We start from the raw sequence: 20,541 nt of genomic DNA, 5'->3' as shown, positions 1-20,541 counted from the left end.
GGGGCGGAGCTTAACCGATGGCGGCGGTCGGACGGATCCAGAGCAGGCAGCGCTGTGCGTCCAGACCGGGGACATCGAGTTGTTCCACGTGAAACACGCCCAGGTCCGGCGCCCGGCGAGCCAGTTCTTCCAGCTCTTCCGTGGGGTGTTGCCCCTTCATCGCGGCCCAGACGGCACCCGGCTTCAGGTGCATCCGGGTCCATTCGGTGAAGTCGGCCAGCGACGCGAACGCACGGGAGGTGATCACGTCGAAGGGCGCGGTCTTCAGTTGCTCGACGCGGGAGTGCTCCGCATGCAGATTGGGCAGGCCGATCTCGGCGGCGACCTGCGCGATGAAGAACGCCTTCTTGCCGACGGTGTCGACGCAGGTCACGTCGATCGTCGGATCGCAGATCGCGATCACGACACCCGGCAGCCCACCACCGCTACCGACGTCCATCAACCGCAGCGCTTGGCCGGCGGCATGGCGGCGCAGCGGGGGGATCAGGCTGAGGCTGTCGACCAGGTGCTGGGTCAGCATCGCTTCCGGATCACGGACGGCGGTCAGGTTGTAGACCTTGTTCCACTTCGACAGCAGCCCGAGGTAGGCGATCAGCCGGTCGAGTTGCTGGTCATTCAGGCCAAGCTCCAGGGTCTGGGCGGCGGCGGCAAGTCGGGCGCGGAGGTCGAGGTCGGTCATCAACGGCGAGGTCGGAAAGGGGTGATCGGTTCAGCGAAGCGGGAAGGGCGCGGCACTTGACCGCGCCTCCTTCATCAGGCGGCAGATGGCTCGGCCGGCGCTTCCTGGTCGGCGAAGCCCTTGAAGCGGCCCTTGCGCAGGTGGATCAGCAGCAGCGAGATGGCCGCCGGCGTGATCCCGGAGATTCTGGATGCTTGGCCCAGGGTCTCCGGCCGATGCTTGTTCAGCTTCTGCCGCGCCTCGAAGGAGAGGGCGGTGACCAGGCCGTAGTCCAGGTCCTCGGGCAGCTTCAGGTGCTCGTAGCTGAAAGCGCGGGCCACGTCTTCCTGCTGCTTGCTGATGTAGCCGGCGTACTTGACGCTGATCTCCACCTGCTCGACGACCGCGTCCGCCAGCTCCACGCCCAGCGACTCCGACAGCGCAGTGCGGGAGACACCCGCTTCCGGACGCGCGATGGCGGCGACCTCGGACACGGTATCGAAGGTGACGCCGGGGCGGCGCAACAGATCGACCAACGTGTACTCGCGCTCCAACGCCTTGCCGACTAGCCGTTCCGCATCGGCGGCCGGCAGGATGTTCGGGTGCACCCAAGTCGTCTTCAGCTTCTCTGTTTCACGTGAAACAGCATCGCGCTTCCGGTTGAAGGCATCCCACCGGGCGTCGTCCACCAGCCCCAATTGGCGGCCGGCTTCGGTCAGGCGCAGGTCGGCGTTGTCCTCGCGGAGCTGCAGGCGGAACTCGGCGCGGCTGGTGAACATCCGATAGGGCTCGGTCACGCCCTTGGTGATCAGGTCGTCGACCAGCACGCCCAGGTAGGCCTGGTCGCGGCTCGGCAGCCAAGCGTCCTTGCCTTGGACTTGCAGCGCGGCATTCAACCCGGCGAACAGGCCTTGGGCCGCGGCCTCTTCATAGCCGGTGGTCCCGTTGATCTGGCCGGCGAAGAACAGTCCACCGATCGCGCGGGTCTCGAAGCTGGACTTCAGTTCGCGCGGGTCGAAGTAGTCGTACTCGATCGCATAGCCGGGGCGCAGGATGTGCGCGTTCTCCAGCCCGGGGATGGACTGGACGGCGGCCAGCTGGATGTCGAAGGGCAGGGAGGTCGAGATGCCGTTCGGATAGAACTCGTGCGTCGTCAGGCCTTCGGGCTCCAGGAAGATCTGGTGTGAGTCCTTGTCGGCGAAGCGATTGATCTTGTCCTCGATGGACGGGCAGTAGCGCGGACCGACGCCTTCGATCACGCCGGTGAACATCGGGCTGCGGTCGAAGCCGGAGCGGATGATCTCGTGGGTGCGCTCGTTGGTGTGGGTGATCCAGCAGGGCAGTTGTTGCGGATGCTGGGCGGCGTTCCCCATGAAGCTGAACACGGGCACCGGGTCCAGGTCGCCGGGTTGTTCGGCGCACTTCGAGAAGTCGATCGTCCGGCCGTCCAGCCGCGGCGGGGTGCCGGTCTTCAGGCGGCCTTGCGGCAGCTTCAGCTCCTTGAGGCGGCCCGACAGCGACACCGCCGGCGGATCGCCGGCGCGGCCGGCGGCGTAGTTGTCCAGGCCGATGTGGATCCGGCCGTCCAGGAAGGTGCCGGCGGTCAGCACGACGGCGCGGGCGCGGAAGCGCAGGCCCGACTGGGTGACGGCGCCGACCACGCGGTCGCCTTCGACCATCAGGTCGTCGACGGCCTGCTGGAACAGCATCAGGTTGGGCTGGTTCTCGAGCCGGCGGCGGATGGCGGCCTTGTAGAGAATGCGGTCCGCCTGGGCGCGGGTGGCGCGCACGGCCGGGCCCTTGGAGCCGTTCAGGATGCGGAACTGGATGCCGCCCTCGTCGGTGGCCGCGGCCATCGCGCCGCCGAGCGCGTCGACTTCCTTGACCAGGTGGCCCTTGCCGATGCCGCCGATCGACGGGTTGCAGCTCATCTGGCCGAGCGTCTCGATGTTGTGGGTCAGCAGCAGCGTGCTGACGCCCATGCGGGCGGCGGCCAGCGCGGCTTCGGTGCCGGCATGGCCACCACCGACCACGATCACGTCGAACTCTTTCGGATAAAGCATGGCAAGGCGTCCAGCGGATTCGGCGATCGGTCGATCGAGGCCATCGCGGGCCGCGGCAGACGCGGGTTCAGGCGATGGACAGCCGGCTGGCGGTCAGATGAGGGAAGGGCGCGATTTTACGCGGGCCTGTGGATAAGTCACTGCCCCAGGGGCATGCGCGGCGGACCTTATTGGCGCCGCGGAGCGGCTCGCGGCGACAATCCGCCGGTCATGAACTGTCGTCCCCATTGCGCCGCCTGCTGCATCGCGCCGTCGATCAGCAGCCCCATTCCCGGCATGCCCGAGGGCAAGCCGGCGGGCGTGCGCTGCATCCAGCTCGACGACGACCTGCGCTGCAAGATCTTCGGCCACCCGGAGCGGCCGGCGGTTTGCGGCTCGCTGCCGCCGCACGAGGACATGTGCGGGGACAGCCGGGAGCAGGCGATGCGCTGGCTTGGCTGGATGGAGGAGCAGACGGCGCCCGTACCGCCCGCGCGCTGAGCTCGACAGGACTCTGAAAGCGCGCCCCGCGTAGAGTCGGTGTTTCCAGAAGATCACATCGGAGACACCGCATGACCCCCACCGACGAGGACCGTCGCCGCTTCCTCCTGCAATCCGCCGCGCTGGGTGCCGGCGCGTCGTTCGGCCTGGCGCCGGGGGCGTTCGCGCAGTCGACCTGGCCGTCGCGCAACGTGCGGCTGGTCGTGCCGTTCGCGCCGGGCGGCAGCAGCGAGATCGTGGCCCGCGCCACGGCCGCGGAGCTCAGCAAGACGCTGGGCCAGGCGGTCTACGTGGACAACAAGCCCGGCGGCGGCGGCAATATCGCGATGGGTGAAGTGGCGCGTGCCGAGGACCAGCACACCTTGATCCTGGGCCACATCGGCACCTTGGCGGTGAACCCGTACATCTACGACAAGCTGCCCTACGACCCGAACCGCGATTTCAAGCCGATCACCTTGCTGGCCAAGGTGCCCAGCCTGTATGTGATCCACCCGGACGTCCCGGCGCGCAACCTGAAGGAGTTCGTGGCGCTGGTGCGCAAGAACCCCGGCAAGTTCAGTTATGGCTCGGCGGGCAATGGCAGCGCGGGTCACCTGGCGATGGAGTATCTGAAGATGGTGGCCGACCTCTTCATCCTGCATGTGCCGTACCGGGGCACGGGTCCGCAGTTGACGGATTTGTTGGCGGGGCGGTTGGAGGCGGCCTCGGTGGGTGCGCCGGCGATCATGCAGTTCATCAAGGCGGGCAAGTTGCGTTGCATCGCGACGGGTTCGAAGGAGCGTCTGCCGCAACTCCCCGATGTGCCGACGGTGGCTGAGCAGGGGTATCCGGGTTTCGAGATGACGCAGTGGTACGGCCTGTGCGCGCCGTCGAACCTCGCCCCGGCGAACGTCGACAAGTTGGCCGCCGAGTCCGTGAAGGCGATCAAGTCCGCGACTGCGCGCGAGCGTCTGAGCCACGATGCTGCCGAGGCCATTGGCAACACGCCGGCGCAATTCGCGGCCTTCATCGCGCAGGAGCAGCAGCGTTGGAAGCAGGTCGTGGCCCGCGCCAAGATCAAGCCTGACTGAGCCACTCCGACGCAGGCTGGATCTTCACCGAACCGTCAGGCCCGCACGCCGAGGTGGGTGTGAGCGGAGGGAGCCCAGGGGCAGGGCGACGATTTAGCGGAGCCTGCCGAGCGTATGAGGAGTCCTGCCCCTGGGCTTCCTCCGCTGTGCTCGGTCGATGCCTGCAGGCGGGGGAATTCAAGCGTGGTGCACCGTCCGCAGATCCTGCACCACCCGCCCGCCTTGCAGGCTGACGACCCGCTGCGCTGCCGCGATGGTTTCCGGCCGATGCGCGATGACGATCCGGGTCAGCGACAGCTGCCGCAGGCTCGCATTGACGAGCCGTTCCCGCTCCACGTCGAGCGCGCTGGTCGCCTCGTCGAGGAACAGGAACTGCGGCCGCTTGTAGAGCGCTCGCGCGAGCAGGATGCGTTGCCGCTGGCCGCCTGAGAGGCTGGACCCCATGTCCCCGATGAGCGTCTGGAACCGCATCGGCATGGCCTCGATGTCTTCGAGCACGCATGCCAGCCGGGCGCATTCGCGGACCCAATCGGGGTCGATGTTCAGGTCGAAGAAGCTGATGTTGTCGGCGATGCTGCCGGCGAAGAGCTGGTCGTCTTGCATGACGGTGCCGATGCGTTCGCGCCAGGCGTTCGCGCCGAGTTGGGCGAGGGACACGCCGCCGATGCGGATCTCGCCGTGCTGCGGCGCGTGGATGCCGAGCATCAGTTTCATCAGCGTCGTCTTGCCGCAGCCTGAGGGGCCGACGATGGCGACCGACTCTCCGGGCTCGATGCGCAGAGAGCAGCCGGCGATGACCTCGGGTTCGCCGTCGGCGTAGCGGAAGCGCAGCGTGTCGAGCTCGAGTGCGGCGCCTTGCGGCACGGCGCGGCCGGGCGCGTCGAGGTCGGCTTCGGGCGCGGTGAGCACGATGTCGGCGAGGCGCTCGCCTTGCAGGCGCAGCATCTTCAGCGCGACGACCTTGTCGATCAGTCCGGCGATGCGTTGGCTGAACTGGTCCTTGTAGGCGAGGAACGCGAACAGCATCCCGACCGACAGTTCCTTGTCGAGGACCAGCATCGCGCCCATCGCGACGATGGCCACGCGCTCCAGCCCGAACAGCAGCCGATTGCCTTGCGTCATGCCGAGCTCGAGCTTGCGCCCGGTCAGCGAGGCGTTCATCTGCTCCACGACCAGGTTGGCGAAGCGCGCGCTGCGATCGGCCTGCGCGTTGAAGAGCTTGATCGCCTGCGCGCCGCGCAGCGACTCGAGGAAGTGGGTGTTCTGGCGGGCCTCGTGGGTCAGGGCTTCTTCCTGCGCGCCGCGCATCGGCTTGAAGAAGGCCCACCGCAGCAGCGCGTAGCCGGCCACCGCGGTCAGCGCGACGGCGGTCAGCCGGCCGCTGTAGAGCAGCATCATCATCAGCGTGAGCAGCACCATGAGGCCGTCGAGCACCGCCTCGATGAAGCTGCCGGTCAGCGTCTTCTGGATCTCCTGCACGCTGGAGAAGCGCGACCAGATGTCGCCGAGATGGCGTTTCTCGAACCACGCCAGCGGCAGCCGCAGCAGGTGCGAGAACACGTTGGACAGCCACTGCAGGTTGAGCGACGCCGACAGGATCAGCACCGCCCACGAGCGCAGCACGCCGACGCCGACCTGCAGCAGCACCAGCAGCGCGAAGCCGATGCCCAGCGTGACGAGCAGGTCGCGGTCGGCGCTGACGATGACGCCGTCGACGGTCCATTGCAGCAGGAAGGGCGCGAGCAGGCCCAGCAGCTCCAGGCCGAGGGCGAGGCCCAGCACCTGCGCCAGCGAGCGCTTCAGGCCGCTCACGTGGCCGAGCAGCTGGCGCCACTTCGGCGCGGGCGCCGGCGCCTTGCGCGCGAAGTCCATGCCCGGGCGCAGCTCGAGCGCGACGCCGGTGAAGTGCTTGGAGACCTCCGACAGCGGCAGGCGGCGCTCGCCGTGCGCGGGGTCGAGGATGACCGCGCGGTCGCCCTGCACGCCGTCGAGCACGACGAAGTGGTTGAAGTCCCAATGCAGGATGCAGGGCGTCTGCAGCTTGTGCAGCGAATGCGGCTCGGCACGCAGCGCTCGCGCGGTCAGGCCGAGCTGCGCGCCCATGCGCACCAGGTCCGCCATCGTCAGGCCCTTGAGCGAGACGGCGAAGCGATCGCGCAGCTCGCCCAGCGACCAGCGCTGGCCATGCGTCGCCGCGACCATCGCCAGGCAGGCGAGGCCGCACTCGGCGGCCTCGGTCTGGAGGATGACGGGACGGCGGCGGCGCCAGCCGAGGTTCAGCCGCGCGAGCAGGCCCGGCGGCGGGGCGCCCGCGGGGGCGCCGGAAGAGGGGGCATCAGACACGGCGGGCGAGGCTCAGCAGCGGTTCGAAGATCCATTCGATCAGACGGCGCCGCTCGAGCAGCACGTCGGCCTCGAGCAGCATACCGGGGCTGAGCGTCTGGTCCTGCCCGTAGGCTTCGACCGACTGGCGTTGCAGCTGCACGGTGATGCGGTACATCGGCTCGCCTTGCGCCATCGCGGCGGGCAGGCCGAGTTGCGCGAGCTCCGCAGCCTGCAGCGGCGTGCGCGAGACCTGCAGGACCTCGCCTTCCTGCTGGCCGAATTTCTGGTACGGAAACGCCTGGTAGCGCAGCAGCACCGCCTGGTGCGGCCGCAGGAATCCGACGGCGCTGGACGGGGCGTAGAGATGGGCCTGCAGCGAGGTGCGCGCCGGAAGCAGCGCGGCGAGCTGCGTGCCGGCCTGCACGACCTGGCCGGGCTCGGCGAGCACCGTGCTCATCTGGCCGTCGCTCGGGGCGCGCAGCACGAGGCGGCGGCGGGCTTCGTTCTCGACGCCCTGCGCCTGCAGCGCGGCGATGTCGCGCGCCAGTTCCCCTTGCTGCACCTGCGCCTTCAAGGGGATCGCATGAAGCTCAGCTTGCAAGCCCAACGCCTCCCGCTGCAGGTTTTCGCGCTCACGCGAAAGTGCCTGCCGTTGGGCCTGCAAGCCAAGCAACTCCTCCCGCTTGGTCTGGACCTGGGCGCTCGAGACGAACTGGTCTTTCGCCAGCGACTCCAGCCGTCCCAGACTCTGGCGCGCGAGCGCTTCGCGCTCCGCGTGCAGCTGCAGCTCGGCATCGGCCTGCCGCAGCGTGGATTCGAGCGTCGCGATGCGCGCCTTCAACGCGCTCGCCTGACTTTGCGCCAGCTCCCGCTGCTGCGACTGCGCCGCACCCAGCGATTGCTCGCGTTCCTTCAAGGTCCTCGACAGGCCGTCGCCGGTCGGGTTCGCGCTGTCCAGCGACAGCACGAACAGCACGTCGCCGGCATGCACCTGCTGGCCGTCCTGGACGGGTCGCGCCACGACGGTGGCGCTCTGCGGCACGCTCAGCCGCATCACGCCGCGCTCGGGCACCAGCAGGCCGTTGACGCGGGCCTTGCGGGTGTACTCGGTGCTGAACAGGAAGGCCCCGACGGCGACCACGCCGCCCAGCGCCAGGATGCTCAGCCACCGCAACGTGGCCGGACGATGCAGTTGCACCGATCCCAGCCAGGCCTGCTGTTGCGAGGCCTGGGCTTCGGCGCGGAACAGCGCCACCACGTTTGCTACTCCTTGTTGCGAACCTGACGGATCGCGCGGTCAGCCGCGAGGCTTACCAGGTGCCCTTGGGCGTGGGTTCGACGCCGCCGGTCGCGGCCACGCTCTGCAGCGAGACGTCCTGGCTGGTCAGCCAGGTGCCCTTCGGCGTGCCGCCACCGACGTGGGTCAGGCATTCGAGATCCAGCTCGACCAGGCCTTCTTGTTCGACGGTTTCGACGGCGGCGGTGTTCGGTTGGGCGTTCATGAGAGGCTCCAGATTCGGTGACGTGCTGCGGATTCGTTGAGCACGGGACGGATTGAAGCAGCGCCCAGGACGCCTTGTAACTGTCAGCTCTTACAGTGTTTACAGCTGCCGCCGCGGGGCAGCATCAGCGAATCAGGCCCAGCCGAAGCGCCTTGAGCACCGCCTGGTGCTTGTTCGTGCAGCCGAGCTTGTGCATCGCATTGTTGATGTGCAGCACCGCCGTGCGTTCGGTGATGCTGAGGATGGCGCCGACTTCCCAGGCGGTCTTGCCTTCCATGGTCCAGTGCAGGCACTCGAGCTCGCGCGGCGTCAGGCGCGGCGTGTCCACGTCGGGCGCGGTCGGTGTCGGCAGCAGCAGCCGCATCGCGGCATCGACCGCGTGCACCGCGAACAGCTGCAGGTCCGCGACCATGCGCGTGAGCGCGGTCGGGTTGGTCGGCAGGCCTTCGTCGCGATTCACGCCCAGCACGAAATGGCGCCCCTCGGGCAGGTGCAGCGCCAGCGAGATGCCGACCTTGTAGCCGAACGGCGCCTGCGCTTCCCAGAGCTCCGGCGCATCGTTCTTCACGTAGGTCTGCTGGTTCCAGACGATGGGCACGCTCTGCCGCTTGCAGTGCTGCATGACGGGGTCGCGCTTGCCCAGCCGCGGGTCGTTGAAGATGTCCGAGAAGCCGTCCGGCGCGTTCTCCACCGCGATGAAATCGGAGTTCCCGATCGCGTGGTCGACGACCAGGATCGCCGAGAACCGCTCGAATTCCAGCCCACGCGCGAACCGCGTGATCTCGCTGCGGAACTCGTCGCGCGAACTCGCTTCCAACACTGATTGATAACCGCCTTGCAGCATCTATCGCTCCGGCCGCACGGGCCCGGCCCTGGTGATCTCCGTGGCGGTGCCGCATCGCACCGATGTGCCTGCGCGGCGTCCGCGTGAGGCTTTCACGCCCCTGCTAGGGTTTACAGCTGGCGAGGCCCGTCTGTCGTGACCACACTTCAGCCCATGGGGAGAAGCGCAACCGCCGAACCGCAGTATCCAAACTCAACAATTCTGACAATGACACCAGCCTGGATTGTGTACGCGTGGCCGCGAATATTGTGTGATGTACAGCGTCTGCCTCGCTTGCAGTTCGCGCATTTGAGCACGCGCGTGTTGGTCGCGGGAGACGAGGATCACCCGGCCATGGGGCAAACCCTGTGGAGCGGGGAATCCGAGTATGGCGCCGCCGGGGTCGCCTGGGACTGGGTCCGCATGCCCTACGGCATGGTCTCGATGGTGGATCCGATGGCGCTGGTCACCAACCTGCAGTTCCTGAACCGCGCCGGCGAGGTGCTGGCGCCGATGGAATCGGTGATCCAGCTCAACGGCATCGTCCACACGCTGCCGTGGCAGGAGCAGGTGCAGCTCGCGCTGGCCACGCGGCACTGAACCCGACGCGACGGGGCGCGCGAGCGCCCCGCGCGCGCGCCTCATCGCGCCACCGCCGCGCGCATCGAGCGCGCCACCAGCGCCAGGCCGCCCACGGTCAGCGCCGCGCCGACGATCACCGTCGGCATCACTTTCGCGAAGGTCAGCGGCTCGCCCTTGAGCACCTGCATCATCAGCAGGTTCTGACCCAGGCCCGGCACCCACAGGTGCCACGCCGCCTCCCCGCCCGGGTTCACGATCGCCACCATCGGTGTCAGCGCCACCGCGGTGATGACCAGCGTGGTGCTCGCCTGCGCTTCCTTGAAGGTCTTCGTGCGGATCGCCAGCGCCATCAGGACCGCCGACAAGCCCGCGCCCAGCGGGATCTGCAGCAGCAGGAAGCGCAGCGCCTCGGCCCAGCCGAACTGGAACATCGCCGCCAGCGCGTCGCTGCGCATCAGCCACTGGCCGGGCAGGAAGCTGAGGTTGGACAGCACCGCCACCAGCATCCCCGCCATCAGCACCGCGGCCCACTTGCCGGCCACGATGGCCGCGTGCGGCGCCGGGTTCACCAGCAGCGGCTCGAGCGAGCCGCGCTCGCGCTCGCCCGCGGTGCTGTCCAGCGCCGCGGTGAGCGCGCCGTAGAGCACCGCCATCATGATGAACATCGGCAGCATCTGCGTCAGCCGCGTGGACCGCGCCTGCATGCTGGCCAGGTCGCGCTCGCGCACGTCCAGCGGGCGCAGCTGCTGCGGGCCCAGGCCGCGCATCGCCAGCATCAGCGTCGCGCGCTCGTTGCCGAAGCCCTGCAGCAGCCGGCTGATCGCGCCCACGCCGGCCTCGGCGCGCTGGTTGACGCTGTCGCTGACGATCTCGACCGCGGCCGGCTCGCCGCCGGCCAGCAGCGTCTCGAAGTCCGGCGGCACGACCAGCACCGGGTCGGTCAGCTTCGATGCGCGCAGCTGCGCCTCGAAGTCGGCCGGGGCCGCCTTGATCGTGTAGGTCTGGCGCTCGATGTAGTTGCGCAGCGTGGGCGCGTGCTCGATGCCGGCGACCAGCACCTCGCGCTGCTCGGCGCGTTCCTGCAGCGACGCCGCCAGCCCCGACATCATCATCAGCATCAACGGCCCCATCAGCACCGACGGGATCAGCAGCCGCAGCAGCGTGCGCCGGTCGCGCAGGGCGTCGACGATCTCCTTGGCGAAGACCGTGCGGAAGGCTTTGAGGAACGATCCGTTCATGCGGACTCCAGGGCGCGCGCGCGCGCCGCTTCAGGGAAGGCGAGGTCGACGAAGGCGTCCTCGAAGCGTTGGCGGCCGGTCTGCGCGAGCAGCCCGTCGACGGTGCCGGTGGCCACCGAACGGCCATGCGACATCACCACCACCTGATCGCAGAGCTGTTCCACCTCTTGCATGATGTGGCTCGAGAAGACGATGCACTTTCCGCCGCCGGCCGGCGAGCGCAGGTGCCGCAGCACCTCGCGCAGCGCGCGCGTGGCGACGACGTCCAGCCCGTTGGTCGGCTCGTCGAGCACGATGTTGGCGGGATCGTGGACCAGCGCGCGCGCCAGTGCGGTCTTCATCCGCTCGCCCTGGCTGAAGCCGTCGGCGCGGCGGTCCAGGATGGCGCGCATGTCCAGCAGCTCGGCCAGCGACTCGGCGCGGGCCTGCGCCTGGTCCATCGGGATGTCCTGCAGCCGGGCGAAGTAGACGATGTTCTCGCGCGCGGTCAGCCGCGGGTACAGGCCGTGGGCGTCGCCCAGGATGCCCATGCGCGCCAGCGCCGCGCGCGGCTGCTTGAGCACGTCGACGCCGTCGACCTCGATCGCGCCGCGGTCCGGCGGGAACAGGCCCGCCAGCATCCGCAGCGAGGTCGTCTTGCCCGCGCCGTTCGGGCCGAGCAGCCCGGTGATGCGGCCGTTCGGGGCGTCGAGGTCCAGTTGCTCGACCGCGACCACGGTGCGCGCGGCGCTCTTCTTGCCGAACAGCGATCCGAGCGAGCCGCCCCCGCCGCCGCGCGTCTGGAAGGTCTTGTGGAGCGCGTGCAGGCGGATCATCGGTCGGACTCCCGGGCGGCGGAAGCGGCGGCCGCGATGGTCGCCGGGGTGGGGGGCAGGTAGGCGGGCGGACGCGGCACGTCCTTGGCGCAGCTGGTGTCGACCTGCAGCGCGTCGGCGTCCTTGGGGGCGTCGATGAAGCGGAACAGCGCGTCGCGCAGGCAGGGCAGCGTCAGCGCGACGCCGTGACCGGCGGCGCCGACGACGACCGAGCGCGCGTTCGCGCCCAGCGCCTGCTGGACGCGCCGCGCATGGCGCTCCGGCGTCGCCGGGTCGCTGCCGCCGCTGGTCATCAGCACCGGCGTCCGGGCCGGCGGGATCGCGTAGAACGCCGCCGGCACGTCGCCGCGCGGCCAGCCGGCGCACACGCGGGTGTAGAGCTCGCGGTCCATCGTGCCGAAATCGGTGCCGGGCACGTCGGTCGAGGCGGCGATGCGCGGCGCGTCCTCGGCGCACACGACCGAGAAATGCATGCCCTCGAAGATGCGCATCGAGCGCGAGCCGCCGCCCAGTTGCCCGGCCAGGCCGCCGAGCGCGTCGAAGCGGCCTTGCGACGCCTCGTGCAGCGCCGCCGGCAGCGCGGCCGCGAACTGCGGCGCGTACAGCGGCGGACGCACCAGGCCGAGCAGCGCGTCGCGGGTCAGCGTGACCTCCTCGGCGCGGCCGGTCAGCGGATGCGTGAACGAGACCTTGCGCGGCAGGCCCTTGATGAGCGCCTGCCATTCGGTCTTCAGCGCCGGGTAGCGGGCGTTGCAGTCGGCGGACTTGGCGCAGGCGTCGAACATCAGGTCCAGCGCGCGCTGGCCGTCCTGCGAGAAGCTCACCGGCAGCACCATGTCCGGCGGCGCGACGCCGTCGATGACGGCGCGGCGCACGCGATCGGGGAACTGGCGCTGGTACTCCAGCGCCGCGCGCGTGCCGTAGGACGCGCCGACCAGGTTCCACTTCTCCGCGCCGAGCGCGGCGCGCACGGCATCCATGTCCTGCATCGCGATCGTCGTCGTGAAGAAGCGCAGGTCGCCGTAGGGCAGCCGCTTCAGCTCGTCGCGGCATTGCTCGAGCAGCCGCACCTTCGCGCCCGGCTTGAGCAGCTCCTCGAGGCCGCGGTCGCTGTTGTCCGGGCAGGACAGCGGCGCCGAGCGGCCGGTGCCGCGCTGGTCGATGAAGACGAGGTCGCGGCGGTAGTTCAGTCGCGACAGCCGCGGCATCACCGTCGAGGTCAGCGCGATGGCGCTCTGGCCAGGGCCGCCGGCCAGCAGCAGCACCGGGTCGGGCAGCTTGTTGCGCGCCAGCGCCGGCACGACGACGTAGTGGACGTCGATCGAGGTGGCCTCGGGGCGGGCCGGATCGAGCGGGCGCTTCACGCTGCCGCACAGGACCTCGGTGGCGACGCCCTCGATGCGGCAGGGATGCAGGGCCTGCCGCGATGCGTCGGCATCGGCGGGCGCGGCCTGGGCACCGCCACAGGCGATGGCGGCGGCGGCTGCCGCCAGCAAGGCCGGGACTGGCCGGGATCGGGGGGCAGGCCTTGCCCCGGGGCGCGTCGACATGTCTCACTCCTCCTCGTGGCGGCGATTATGGCCAGCGCGAGGCGGGGAGACGGGGTGCCTTCCGTCAGCTGTCGCGGCGTCCGAACATGCCCCAGCCGTCCATGCTCATGACCTGTTCGTCATGCTGGTTGAAGACCTCCCAGGTCGACCGCACCAGCCCGAGCTGCGGCCGGCTGCGGCTGGCCTTGGTCTCCATCACCGTCATGCGCACGCGCAGCGTGTCGCCGGGACGCACCGGCTTGAGCCAGCGAAGGTTGTCGATGCCCGGCGAGCCCTGGCTGGTCGAGTCCAGCAGGTAGGCGTCGCACATCATCCGCATCACCAGCGCGCAGGTCTGCCAGCCGCTGATCGACAGCCCGCCCAGCACCGACGCGTTGGCCGCCTCCTCGTCCAGGTGCAGGGGCTGCGGGTCGTAGGCGGCGGCGAAGGCCAGGCCCTCCTCGCGGTCGACCACGCGCGAGCCGAACTCGCGCACCTGGCCGACGCTGAAATCCTCGAACGCATAGGTCTTGGCGGATGCGGCGCTGCTCATCGGTGAACCCCTCGGGCATGTCGTGACCGGCCGACTGTAGGCCCGCGCCGCCTGCGCGATTGGCGCGACCGTGACAACCCCGCCAATGCCCTTGTCATTGCAGCCGACACGCCGCGCGCGTATGGTCCCCGGGTCCCGCTCCCGGGACCGCTCTTCACGAGCCCCTCACGCGCCCCGGCGCGCCCACCGAAGGAGACCCCCCATGAAGCTCTACTACAGCCCCGGCGCCTGCTCGCTCTCGCCCCACATCGTCCTGCGCGAGGCCGGCCTCGACTTCGAGCCCGTGCTCGCCAGCACCAAGACCCACAAGCTGCAGGACGGGACCGATTACTACGGCATCAACCCCAAGGGCTACGTGCCGCTGCTGGAGCTCGACGACGGCCAGCGCCTGAGCGAAGGCCCCGCCATCGTCCAGTACATCGCCGACCAGGCGCCGGCCAAGCAACTCGCGCCGGCCAACGGCTCGATGGAACGCTATCGGCTGCAGGAGTGGCTCAACTTCATCACCACCGAACTGCACAAGACCTTCAGCCCGCTGTTCAACCCCGCGATCTCCGAGGACGCCAAGGGCGTGTTCCGCGCGAAGCTGCATGAGCGCTTCAAGTGGGTCGACAGCCAACTCGAAGGCAAGCAGTTCCTGATGGGCGAGCAGTTCACCGTCGCCGACGCCTACCTGTTCACCGTGTCGAACTGGGCCCAGCACGTCGGCATCGACCTCTCGGCCTATGCCAGCCTCGTGGCGTATCGCGGCCGTGTCGCGGCACGGCCGGCCGTCCAGGAAGCGATGAAGGTGGAAGGACTGCTGAAGTAATTTCAGCCTCGGCCGCTTGGGGCCACCGAGCGATCGCGGAGAGTGCCGGGGCCCCTTTCCGCTCAATCTCCTCCTCGCCGCTCGGAATTCGCTCCAAGGGGCCCCGGCACCCCCCGCTTCCCGCCACCATCGAGCGACGCGGCGCCACGCACAGCACGGTGCGACGACGCGAAGCAAGCGCTGAGAGGAGCCGAGAGGAGCCGAGAGGAGCCGAGAGGAGCCGAGAGGAGCGGAGAGGAGCGGAGAGGAGAGGAGAGGAGAGGAGGGGGTCAGCCCTTCTTCTTCAGCAGCGATTCGCAGGCGCCCTTGTCGGACGCCTCCTGCTTCGCGCAGACGCCGTCCAGTTGCGTGCGCAGCCGGGCGAGCGTCGCCTCATGCTGGCCACCCGCGTTCCATGCGACCAGCTGGCCGCCCACCTTCTGCAGCGAGCGCGCGCTGCGCTCGTAGAAGGCGCCCTTGTCCTTCTCGGCCTCGGCCAGCAACTGCGCCGCCGCCTTCTCGATGCGCGCCGAATCCTGCGGCGCCAGCTCCACCAGCGCGCTCAGGTAGCTCGATCCCCACTGCAGCCGCGTGGCCGGGCCCTCGCTCTTGTTGAAGGCCTCCTCGTACCAGCGCAGCGCCTCTTCCTTGCGACCCTGCTTGCGCGCGTTGCCGCCCAGCGAGCTCATCAGGTAATACGGGCTGTGGCTCTTGGCCAGGCTCGCCTTCAGCAGCGCGTCGCTGTCGCTCCACAGGCCGGCACGGCCCAGTACGTACGCCGCCGACGTGATCACCGCCTGGCGCTCGTAGCCGTCCGTCACTTCCTTGTCGACCTTGGCGGCCTGCGCCTTGACCTCGGCCAGCAGCGCCGCGGGCAGCTTCGGCTGGAGCTCGTCCTTCTTCTGGTCCAGGCGAGCCAGCTCCACCCGCGCGATCAGCGACTGCAGCCGGTCCGCGCGCGACAGCGACGCATCGCCCTCGAAGCGCTTGAGCGCGACATCGAACTTCCCGACCAGCGCCTGGCGCTCGGCGCCCGCCGACGGCGCCAGCGCGCGCACGATGTCGTCGCCGTTGTTGCTGAGCACGTCCATCTGCGCGCGGGCGGCGTCGGCGTCCGCCAGCACCTTCTCCACGCGCGCCTTCAGCGCCGCGTCGGCCTTGAGCGTGCCGCCGCCTTCGGTCGCGGCCAGCGCCTTCAGCCACAGCCGCGTGGTCGTCTCGTCGTCGACGCCCTGGCTCGCGGCGGCCAGCTTCGCCAGCAGCGCGGGCCGCTGCGCGGCGGGCACGAGCTGCTGCTCGTCCGTCTCCCAGGAATAGAAGCCCAGCAGCTTCCACTCGTTGGCCGCCAGCTTCTTGCCGGCCTGCGCGTCGGCCAGCACCGTCTTGACCGGGCGGCCGCCCGCCAGGCCCAGCTGCAGCACGCGCAGCACCTGCGGCGCGTCGACCTCGCCGGGCAGGCGGGTGATCTCCTGGCCGTCGTTGCCGAACAGGATCATGGTGGGATAACCGCGCACCTTGAAACGCGCGCCCAGGCGCTGGGCGCCGGGGTTGTCGCCGTCGATGTGGACCGCGACGAAGGCGCGCGACTGCTCGATGAAGTCGGCGCGGTTGAACAGCGTGGCCTTGAGCTGGTTGCAGGGCGGGCACCACTTGGCGCCCCAGTACAGCAGCACCGGCTTCTTCTCGCCGCGGGCCTGGGTGAAGGCGCGCTCGATGTCGGCATCGCCCGAGGCCTCCTGCCAGGACACCGAGGCCGAGGCGCTGGCGGCGACCGCCGCGGACATCAGGGCCGGCGCGGCGCCGATCGCGAGCAGCGCGGCGGCGAGGACGGACAGGCGGGCGGTCGAGCGCAGGCGGCCCTGCATCGCGGTGTGGAAAGTCATGGCGGACGCTCGGCCTCGTGAGCCGGTCTTGTCGAGGGAAGCCGGCATTGTGGCGTTCCCCGGCCGTCCCCGATATGCGGGTGGCTTCTAAGCTCCCTCGCCCGGCAAGGCCCCGGCACCTGGGGCCCGGGTGCGCCGGTCGCGTGCTCAGGCCGTCGGCGGCGCCTTCTTGCCGCGGAGCACCGCGCCGCGCGCCAGGCTCTCGGGCGACCACACCTCGCGGACGTCGTAGTAGTGCGGCACCGCCTTCGCGCCTTTCGGCAGCTCCACCCAGGGCTGCTTGGACTCGGTGAAGATGTGGATGTCCGGCGGCAGGCGGTCGGGCTCGTCGAGCGTGCCGACGCGGACGAAGCGCACCGCGTCGCCGCCGCCGGCGTAGTTGCTCCAGACGGCGATCGCGCAGCTCGGGCAGCGCCAGATCTTCTGGCCCTTGCCGCTGGCGGACGGGTTCATCACCGGCACCGGCTCGCCGGCGAGCAGCTCGACGCGGTCCGCCTCGATCATCGCGTTGAGCGCGAAGGCCGCGCCGCTGGCGCGCTGGCACCAACGGCAGTGGCAGCAGTGGACGATCAGCGGCCGGCCGGTCATCCGGTAGCGGACCTGGCGGCAGTCGCAGCCGCCTTCGAAAACGTCTTGCGCGTCGGTCATCCTGGGTCTCCCTGAGGCGAGGCGCGCAGCATAGCCGGCCGAAAACGGCCAGTCGCGGCACGACGGCGACGCGAATCGGGGACGGCGCTCAGCCGTCCGCCAGCGCGATCCGCGTGGCCGCGTCGGCGGGGAAGAAGTGCTCCACGCGCAGCGAGGCCAGCGTGACGTCCAGCGGCGAGCCGAAGCTGGTGAAGGCCGAGAACAGGCTCAGCGATCCCGCCGACGAGCGCAGCCGCGTGTGCAGCAGCGGCGTGTGGGCGGCCGGCGCGACGCGCGCCGAGACATGCGGGCGCAGTTCCTCGATCAGCGGCTTGAGCTCGGGGAAGTGCGCCGCCTCGTGGTTGGCGCGGCTCCAGAGCGCGGCGCAGACCTCGTCCTCGTTCTCGCACAGCGCGCGCAGGCCGCCGGGCGCGAGGCAGGCGCGCAGCAGGTTGAAGCCGGGCCGCAGCGCCACGTCCGGATCGACGCCCAGCAGCGTCATGAGCCGGTGCATGCCGCGGTTGGCCATCACCAGGTTCCAGCCGCCGTCCAGCACCAGCGCCGGCGCGGGGTCGTGCGCCTCGAGCAGGTGGTGCAGCGCCTGGCGGATCTCGGCCATCGCCGGATCGTCCAGCGAGCGGCGCGGATAGTGCGGCGCGTACCCGGCGGCCAGCAGCGTCTCGTTGCGGCGCGGCAGCGGCGCGTCGAGCGCGTCCAGCAGCGCGATCAGCATCTCGCGGCTCGGGCGGGCGCGGCCGGTCTCGATGCAGCTCAGGTGGCGCTGCGACACGCCGACGCGCAGCGACAGCTCCAGCTGGCTGAGCCGGCGCTCGCGGCGCAGCTGCGGGAGGAGGGCGGTCACGGTCGGGGCGGCGGTGGTGTTCATGCGATCGATGCTAGCGGCCGGCCGGCCCGCGGCAATGACCTCGGAGGTCATTGAGGCCGTGCGCGCCGGCGCCGAGACTGCAGGCCATGTCCTACCCCGTTGATGCTCGAAAGGAGCCCGTCATGCTGAAGATCTCCCTTGCCCTGGTGCTGGCCGCGTTCGGCGCGTACTCGATGGTCGCGATCGCCGAGCTGGGTTATGTCGGCCTGTGGATGTCGCTGTTCGAGCGCCTGGGCAGCCGCCAGGCGCTGGCCGACCTGGTGATCGCCTGCGTGCTGCTGCTGGGCTACCTGTGGCGCGACGCCCAGGCGACCGGACGGCGCTTCTGGCCGTACGCGGTGCTGACGCTGGCGGCCGGCTCGATCGGCCCGCTGCTGTACCTGCTGCTGGCGCCGAGGGCCTCCGGCGCGGCCGCGCGGCCGTCGAGCGCCGCCGCTCAGGCTTCGCCGAGCAAGTCCTGACCCTCGTCCAGCGGCGCCGGCTCCGGCGTCGCCTTCGCGAGCGCCATCCAGGTCGCGAAGTCCGGTTTCATCGCCCGGCGCGGCGCCGGCCGGCCGAGCTCGAACCGCAGGCTGCCGCCGCCCGCGAGGTCGTGCGCGAACAGCACGCCGAAGGCCGGCGGAATCTCCTCGACCGTGGCGATGCCGGCCCGCAGCACGTACCAGCACTGGCCGCTCAGCGCGAGATAGGCCTGTGACTTGGCCGGCCGGCGGAGCTCGGACAGCAGGTCGGCGCGGCTCACCTTGATCTCGTGCACCGCCGGTTCGAGGTAGTCCTCGACGGTGGTGTTGCGCACCGAGTAGACGTCCGGCATCGCGTTGACCCAGCGCATGCGCGCCGGTTCGTCCTCGCGCGGCAGGCCGGCGCGCAGCGACAGCCCGCGCCAGGCGACGCGTCCCGCCCGCTGCAGTTCGATCGCCATGCGGGCCACCAGGTCCTCGTGGCGATCGCGGGCGGTGCGGTTCTTCTGGAGCCCGAGGTGCAGCACCTCGATGCCGGGCGCGGTCAGCCGCAGCGTCTCGCGGCCGTGCAGGTCGCGTTGCCGTTCCAGCCAGCCCAGCGCCAGCAGCTCGACCTCCAGCATGTCCTGGCAAGGCCAGCCGGCCGAGCGCCACAGCTGGCGCAGGCGGCGGATCTGGATCACCGTGGGGCGGGGCGAGGTCGCGGACATCCGGGGATGTTGCCGCAAGGCGCTGCCCGGGGCCGTCAGCAGGGACGCAGCCCCGGCGACCGCCGCCGCCGCTCCCGCGGCCCGCGGCGGGCCGATCAGCGCTCCAGGCGGACGATGCCCTGCGGCGCCGCGTCGTCGCCGACCAGGAAGACCGAGTAGACGCTGTTGGTTTGGGCCGCGAAGTCGCGCTCCGCATGCAGCGGCGCGGTCGACCCCGCCGCGCTCACCGTCAGCAGGCCCGCGCCTGTCGCCCGCACGGTCGCGAGTCCGGCCTGTCCGGGCCCGATCGCCTCGGCGATCGGGCTGTAGTTGAAGTTCAGCGTCGCGGGCCTCGCCAGGCCGTTGAGGAGCCGCAGCCTCGCCTGCCCGTCACCGGCCGGCAGGCGGTTGTCGTCGGTCAGGACGTCCACGGTCGGCGCGGTCGCCGGACCGCGCAGCAGCAGCGTGTGGTCCGCGCCGGGCTGCAGCGACACGGCGATCGGCGCAAGCGCGCGCCCGTCCACGCTGGCCTGCAGCGTTCGCGCGCCCGCGGGCACCAGCTGGTAGGCGCCGATCGCCGGCGAGGCCCCGTCCGCCAGCAGCGCCTGGCCATCGAGCTGGCCGTCGACCCGGCCCCGCGCGAGGGCCGCGACCAGCCGCACGCGCGCCGACGGGTTGTCGCGGCGGATCGCCTCGCCGCGCTGGGGCAGCATCAGGCCGTGCACCAGCACGCCGCCCGCGCCGCCGCGCAGCACCAGGGTCGCCACCTGGGCGGAGGCGAGCTCGATCGCCGGCAGGTCCAGCCGCACGTCGTCGCGCCGTCCGGCGCCGGTCACGCGCAGCCGGTAGCTGCCGCTGTCGCGGGTCACGAAGCCGCTGCCGGCGCCGGCGGCGACCCGTGTCACGAACGGCACCGCGCCGGCGAGCGCGGCGTCGTCCGAGGTCAGGAAGACGTCCACCGGGCCGGCATCCGGCGCGAGGTTCAGCACCATCAGCTTGCTCTGGCCGCTCGCGGGCGCGGGCTGGTCCTCCTCGAGCAGGCTGGTGCGCATCGCACCCGGCGTCCCGTAGGCGATCAGCGTGTAGTGCGCATCGTCCTTGAGCGTCGCCGGCGAGGAGGCGACGGTCGCGCCGGCACCGCCGTCGCGGACCTGCAGCGACACCGCGCCGCCGTCGCGGCGCTTGTACGCGCTCAGCGTCAACGCGGGCACCGCGCTGGCGATCCGGTCCTTGTCGATGTCCAGGTCGCCCTGGGCCAGGTCGGGGCTAGCGTTCAGGAGCCGGATCCGGGTCGATCCGTCGTTGCTGCCGCCGCCGCAGGCGCAGAGCAGCCAGGCGCAGGCCAGCGCGCCGATCGGCGCGAGCAGGCGCGACGCGTGTCGTGGGGGGAGAGGCATGGTGGCAAGGGCCCCTTCGGATCCGGGGCCACGGGTGTGGAAGAAGCCATCGAGCCTAGGGGGGCCGCCGCCCGCGGACACCAGCCCTGAGCAGTGAGCCTGCCGACGTCTTCCAGCGAAACAAGGAATCGGACCTACTTGAAGTGGTGGGACAGGGGCGTCGCCATCCC

20 protein-coding genes are annotated in these 20,541 nt (G+C 70.5%); 5 read left to right on the top strand and 15 right to left on the bottom strand.

The genetic code is table 11. The features are described from left to right. Positions 1-10: 10 nt before the first annotated feature. Together rsmG and mnmG are read right to left on the bottom strand one after the other, a co-directional pair. Positions 11-679 carry a 16S rRNA (guanine(527)-N(7))-methyltransferase RsmG gene (gene rsmG / locus N5D62_RS00850; RefSeq protein WP_279755442.1) on the bottom strand — a complete coding sequence of 223 codons (669 nt, stop codon included), beginning with the start codon at positions 677-679 and terminating at the stop codon, positions 11-13. Between the two features lie 74 nt (positions 680-753). Continuing rightward, complete coding sequence (mnmG, locus tag N5D62_RS00845) at positions 754-2,721, bottom strand: tRNA uridine-5-carboxymethylaminomethyl(34) synthesis enzyme MnmG (protein WP_279755440.1); 1,968 nt, start codon at positions 2,719-2,721, stop codon at positions 754-756. 210 nt (positions 2,722-2,931) lie between these two features. On the opposite strand from mnmG, the gene N5D62_RS00840 reads away from it, so the two are divergent. Both N5D62_RS00840 and N5D62_RS00835 read left to right on the top strand, forming a co-directional pair. After that, a complete protein-coding gene (locus N5D62_RS00840) occupies positions 2,932-3,201 on the top strand; it encodes a YkgJ family cysteine cluster protein (RefSeq protein WP_279755438.1) in 270 nt (89 codons plus the stop codon). 71 nt (positions 3,202-3,272) lie between these two features. After that, positions 3,273-4,271: a tripartite tricarboxylate transporter substrate binding protein gene (locus tag N5D62_RS00835; RefSeq protein WP_279755436.1), complete on the top strand. Its 999-nt coding sequence runs from the start codon at positions 3,273-3,275 to the stop codon at positions 4,269-4,271. A gap of 177 nt (positions 4,272-4,448) precedes the next feature. Here N5D62_RS00835 and N5D62_RS00830 read toward each other — a convergent pair whose 3' ends face one another. The 4 genes from N5D62_RS00830 to N5D62_RS00815 form a co-directional block, all read right to left on the bottom strand. Beyond that, positions 4,449-6,614, bottom strand: coding sequence for a peptidase domain-containing ABC transporter (locus N5D62_RS00830; RefSeq protein WP_279755434.1), 2,166 nt, complete (start codon positions 6,612-6,614; stop codon positions 4,449-4,451). Continuing rightward, positions 6,607-7,854: an HlyD family efflux transporter periplasmic adaptor subunit gene (locus tag N5D62_RS00825; protein ID WP_279755433.1), complete on the bottom strand. Its 1,248-nt coding sequence runs from the start codon at positions 7,852-7,854 to the stop codon at positions 6,607-6,609. The genes N5D62_RS00830 and N5D62_RS00825 overlap by 8 nt, the downstream gene beginning before the upstream one ends. A 52-nt stretch (positions 7,855-7,906) precedes the next feature. Then, entirely contained in the window at positions 7,907-8,098 is a 192-nt protein-coding gene (locus tag N5D62_RS00820) for a hypothetical protein (protein ID WP_279755432.1), read from the bottom strand. Positions 8,099-8,222: 124 nt separating this feature from the next. Then, a complete protein-coding gene (locus N5D62_RS00815; RefSeq protein ID WP_279755431.1) occupies positions 8,223-8,942 on the bottom strand; it encodes an autoinducer binding domain-containing protein in 720 nt (239 codons plus the stop codon). A gap of 333 nt (positions 8,943-9,275) precedes the next feature. Here N5D62_RS00815 and N5D62_RS00810 point away from each other — a divergent pair, with 333 nt between their 5' ends. After that, entirely contained in the window at positions 9,276-9,521 is a 246-nt protein-coding gene (locus N5D62_RS00810; RefSeq protein WP_279755430.1) for a hypothetical protein, read from the top strand. Between the two features lie 41 nt (positions 9,522-9,562). On the opposite strand, the gene N5D62_RS00805 is transcribed toward N5D62_RS00810, so the two are convergent. The 4 genes from N5D62_RS00805 to N5D62_RS00790 form a co-directional block, all read right to left on the bottom strand. After that, positions 9,563-10,741: an ABC transporter permease subunit gene (locus N5D62_RS00805; RefSeq protein WP_279755429.1), complete on the bottom strand. Its 1,179-nt coding sequence runs from the start codon at positions 10,739-10,741 to the stop codon at positions 9,563-9,565. Beyond that, positions 10,738-11,556: an ATP-binding cassette domain-containing protein gene (locus tag N5D62_RS00800; RefSeq protein ID WP_279755427.1), complete on the bottom strand. Its 819-nt coding sequence runs from the start codon at positions 11,554-11,556 to the stop codon at positions 10,738-10,740. The genes N5D62_RS00805 and N5D62_RS00800 overlap by 4 nt, the downstream gene beginning before the upstream one ends. Further along, positions 11,553-13,052 (bottom strand): alpha/beta hydrolase, encoded by a 1,500-nt coding sequence (locus tag N5D62_RS00795; RefSeq protein ID WP_279755426.1) that lies wholly within the window; start codon positions 13,050-13,052, stop codon positions 11,553-11,555. Before N5D62_RS00795 ends, N5D62_RS00800 begins: the two co-directional genes overlap by 4 nt. Positions 13,053-13,170: 118 nt before the next feature. Beyond that, positions 13,171-13,638: a MaoC family dehydratase gene (locus N5D62_RS00790; RefSeq protein ID WP_279755425.1), complete on the bottom strand. Its 468-nt coding sequence runs from the start codon at positions 13,636-13,638 to the stop codon at positions 13,171-13,173. 202 nt (positions 13,639-13,840) lie between these two features. Between N5D62_RS00790 and gstA the strand changes: the two genes are divergently transcribed. Beyond that, positions 13,841-14,449, top strand: a complete 609-nt coding sequence (gene gstA / locus N5D62_RS00785; RefSeq protein WP_279755424.1) for a glutathione transferase GstA — start codon at positions 13,841-13,843, stop codon at positions 14,447-14,449. Positions 14,450-14,718: 269 nt separating this feature from the next. Here gstA and N5D62_RS00780 read toward each other — a convergent pair whose 3' ends face one another. From N5D62_RS00780 to N5D62_RS00770, 3 genes are all read right to left on the bottom strand, one after another. Next, positions 14,719-16,311 (bottom strand): thioredoxin fold domain-containing protein, encoded by a 1,593-nt coding sequence (locus N5D62_RS00780; protein ID WP_279755423.1) that lies wholly within the window; start codon positions 16,309-16,311, stop codon positions 14,719-14,721. A 147-nt stretch (positions 16,312-16,458) separates the two neighbouring features. Next, a complete protein-coding gene (locus N5D62_RS00775) occupies positions 16,459-16,959 on the bottom strand; it encodes a GFA family protein (RefSeq protein ID WP_279755422.1) in 501 nt (166 codons plus the stop codon). A gap of 88 nt (positions 16,960-17,047) precedes the next feature. After that, positions 17,048-17,824, bottom strand: a complete 777-nt coding sequence (locus N5D62_RS00770) for a helix-turn-helix transcriptional regulator (RefSeq protein ID WP_279755421.1) — start codon at positions 17,822-17,824, stop codon at positions 17,048-17,050. 122 nt (positions 17,825-17,946) lie between these two features. Between N5D62_RS00770 and N5D62_RS00765 the strand changes: the two genes are divergently transcribed. Next, the gene (locus N5D62_RS00765; RefSeq protein ID WP_279755420.1) at positions 17,947-18,285 is read left to right on the top strand and encodes a DUF2834 domain-containing protein; all 339 of its coding nucleotides are present in this window, start codon (positions 17,947-17,949) and stop codon (positions 18,283-18,285) included. Here N5D62_RS00765 and N5D62_RS00760 read toward each other — a convergent pair. Together N5D62_RS00760 and N5D62_RS00755 are read right to left on the bottom strand one after the other, a co-directional pair. Beyond that, complete coding sequence (locus tag N5D62_RS00760; protein ID WP_279755419.1) at positions 18,261-18,995, bottom strand: hypothetical protein; 735 nt, start codon at positions 18,993-18,995, stop codon at positions 18,261-18,263. The genes N5D62_RS00765 and N5D62_RS00760 overlap by 25 nt on opposite strands. A gap of 95 nt (positions 18,996-19,090) precedes the next feature. Continuing rightward, on the bottom strand, positions 19,091-20,371 hold the full coding sequence (locus tag N5D62_RS00755) for a DUF4397 domain-containing protein (RefSeq protein WP_279755418.1): 1,281 nt from the start codon (positions 20,369-20,371) through the stop codon (positions 19,091-19,093). Positions 20,372-20,541 lie beyond the last annotated feature (170 nt).

This window comes from Mitsuaria sp. GD03876 (genome assembly GCF_029840635.1).
Classification (GTDB): Bacteria; Pseudomonadota; Gammaproteobacteria; order Burkholderiales; family Burkholderiaceae_C; genus Roseateles.
This window is presented reverse-complemented; position numbering and strand designations above follow the sequence as displayed.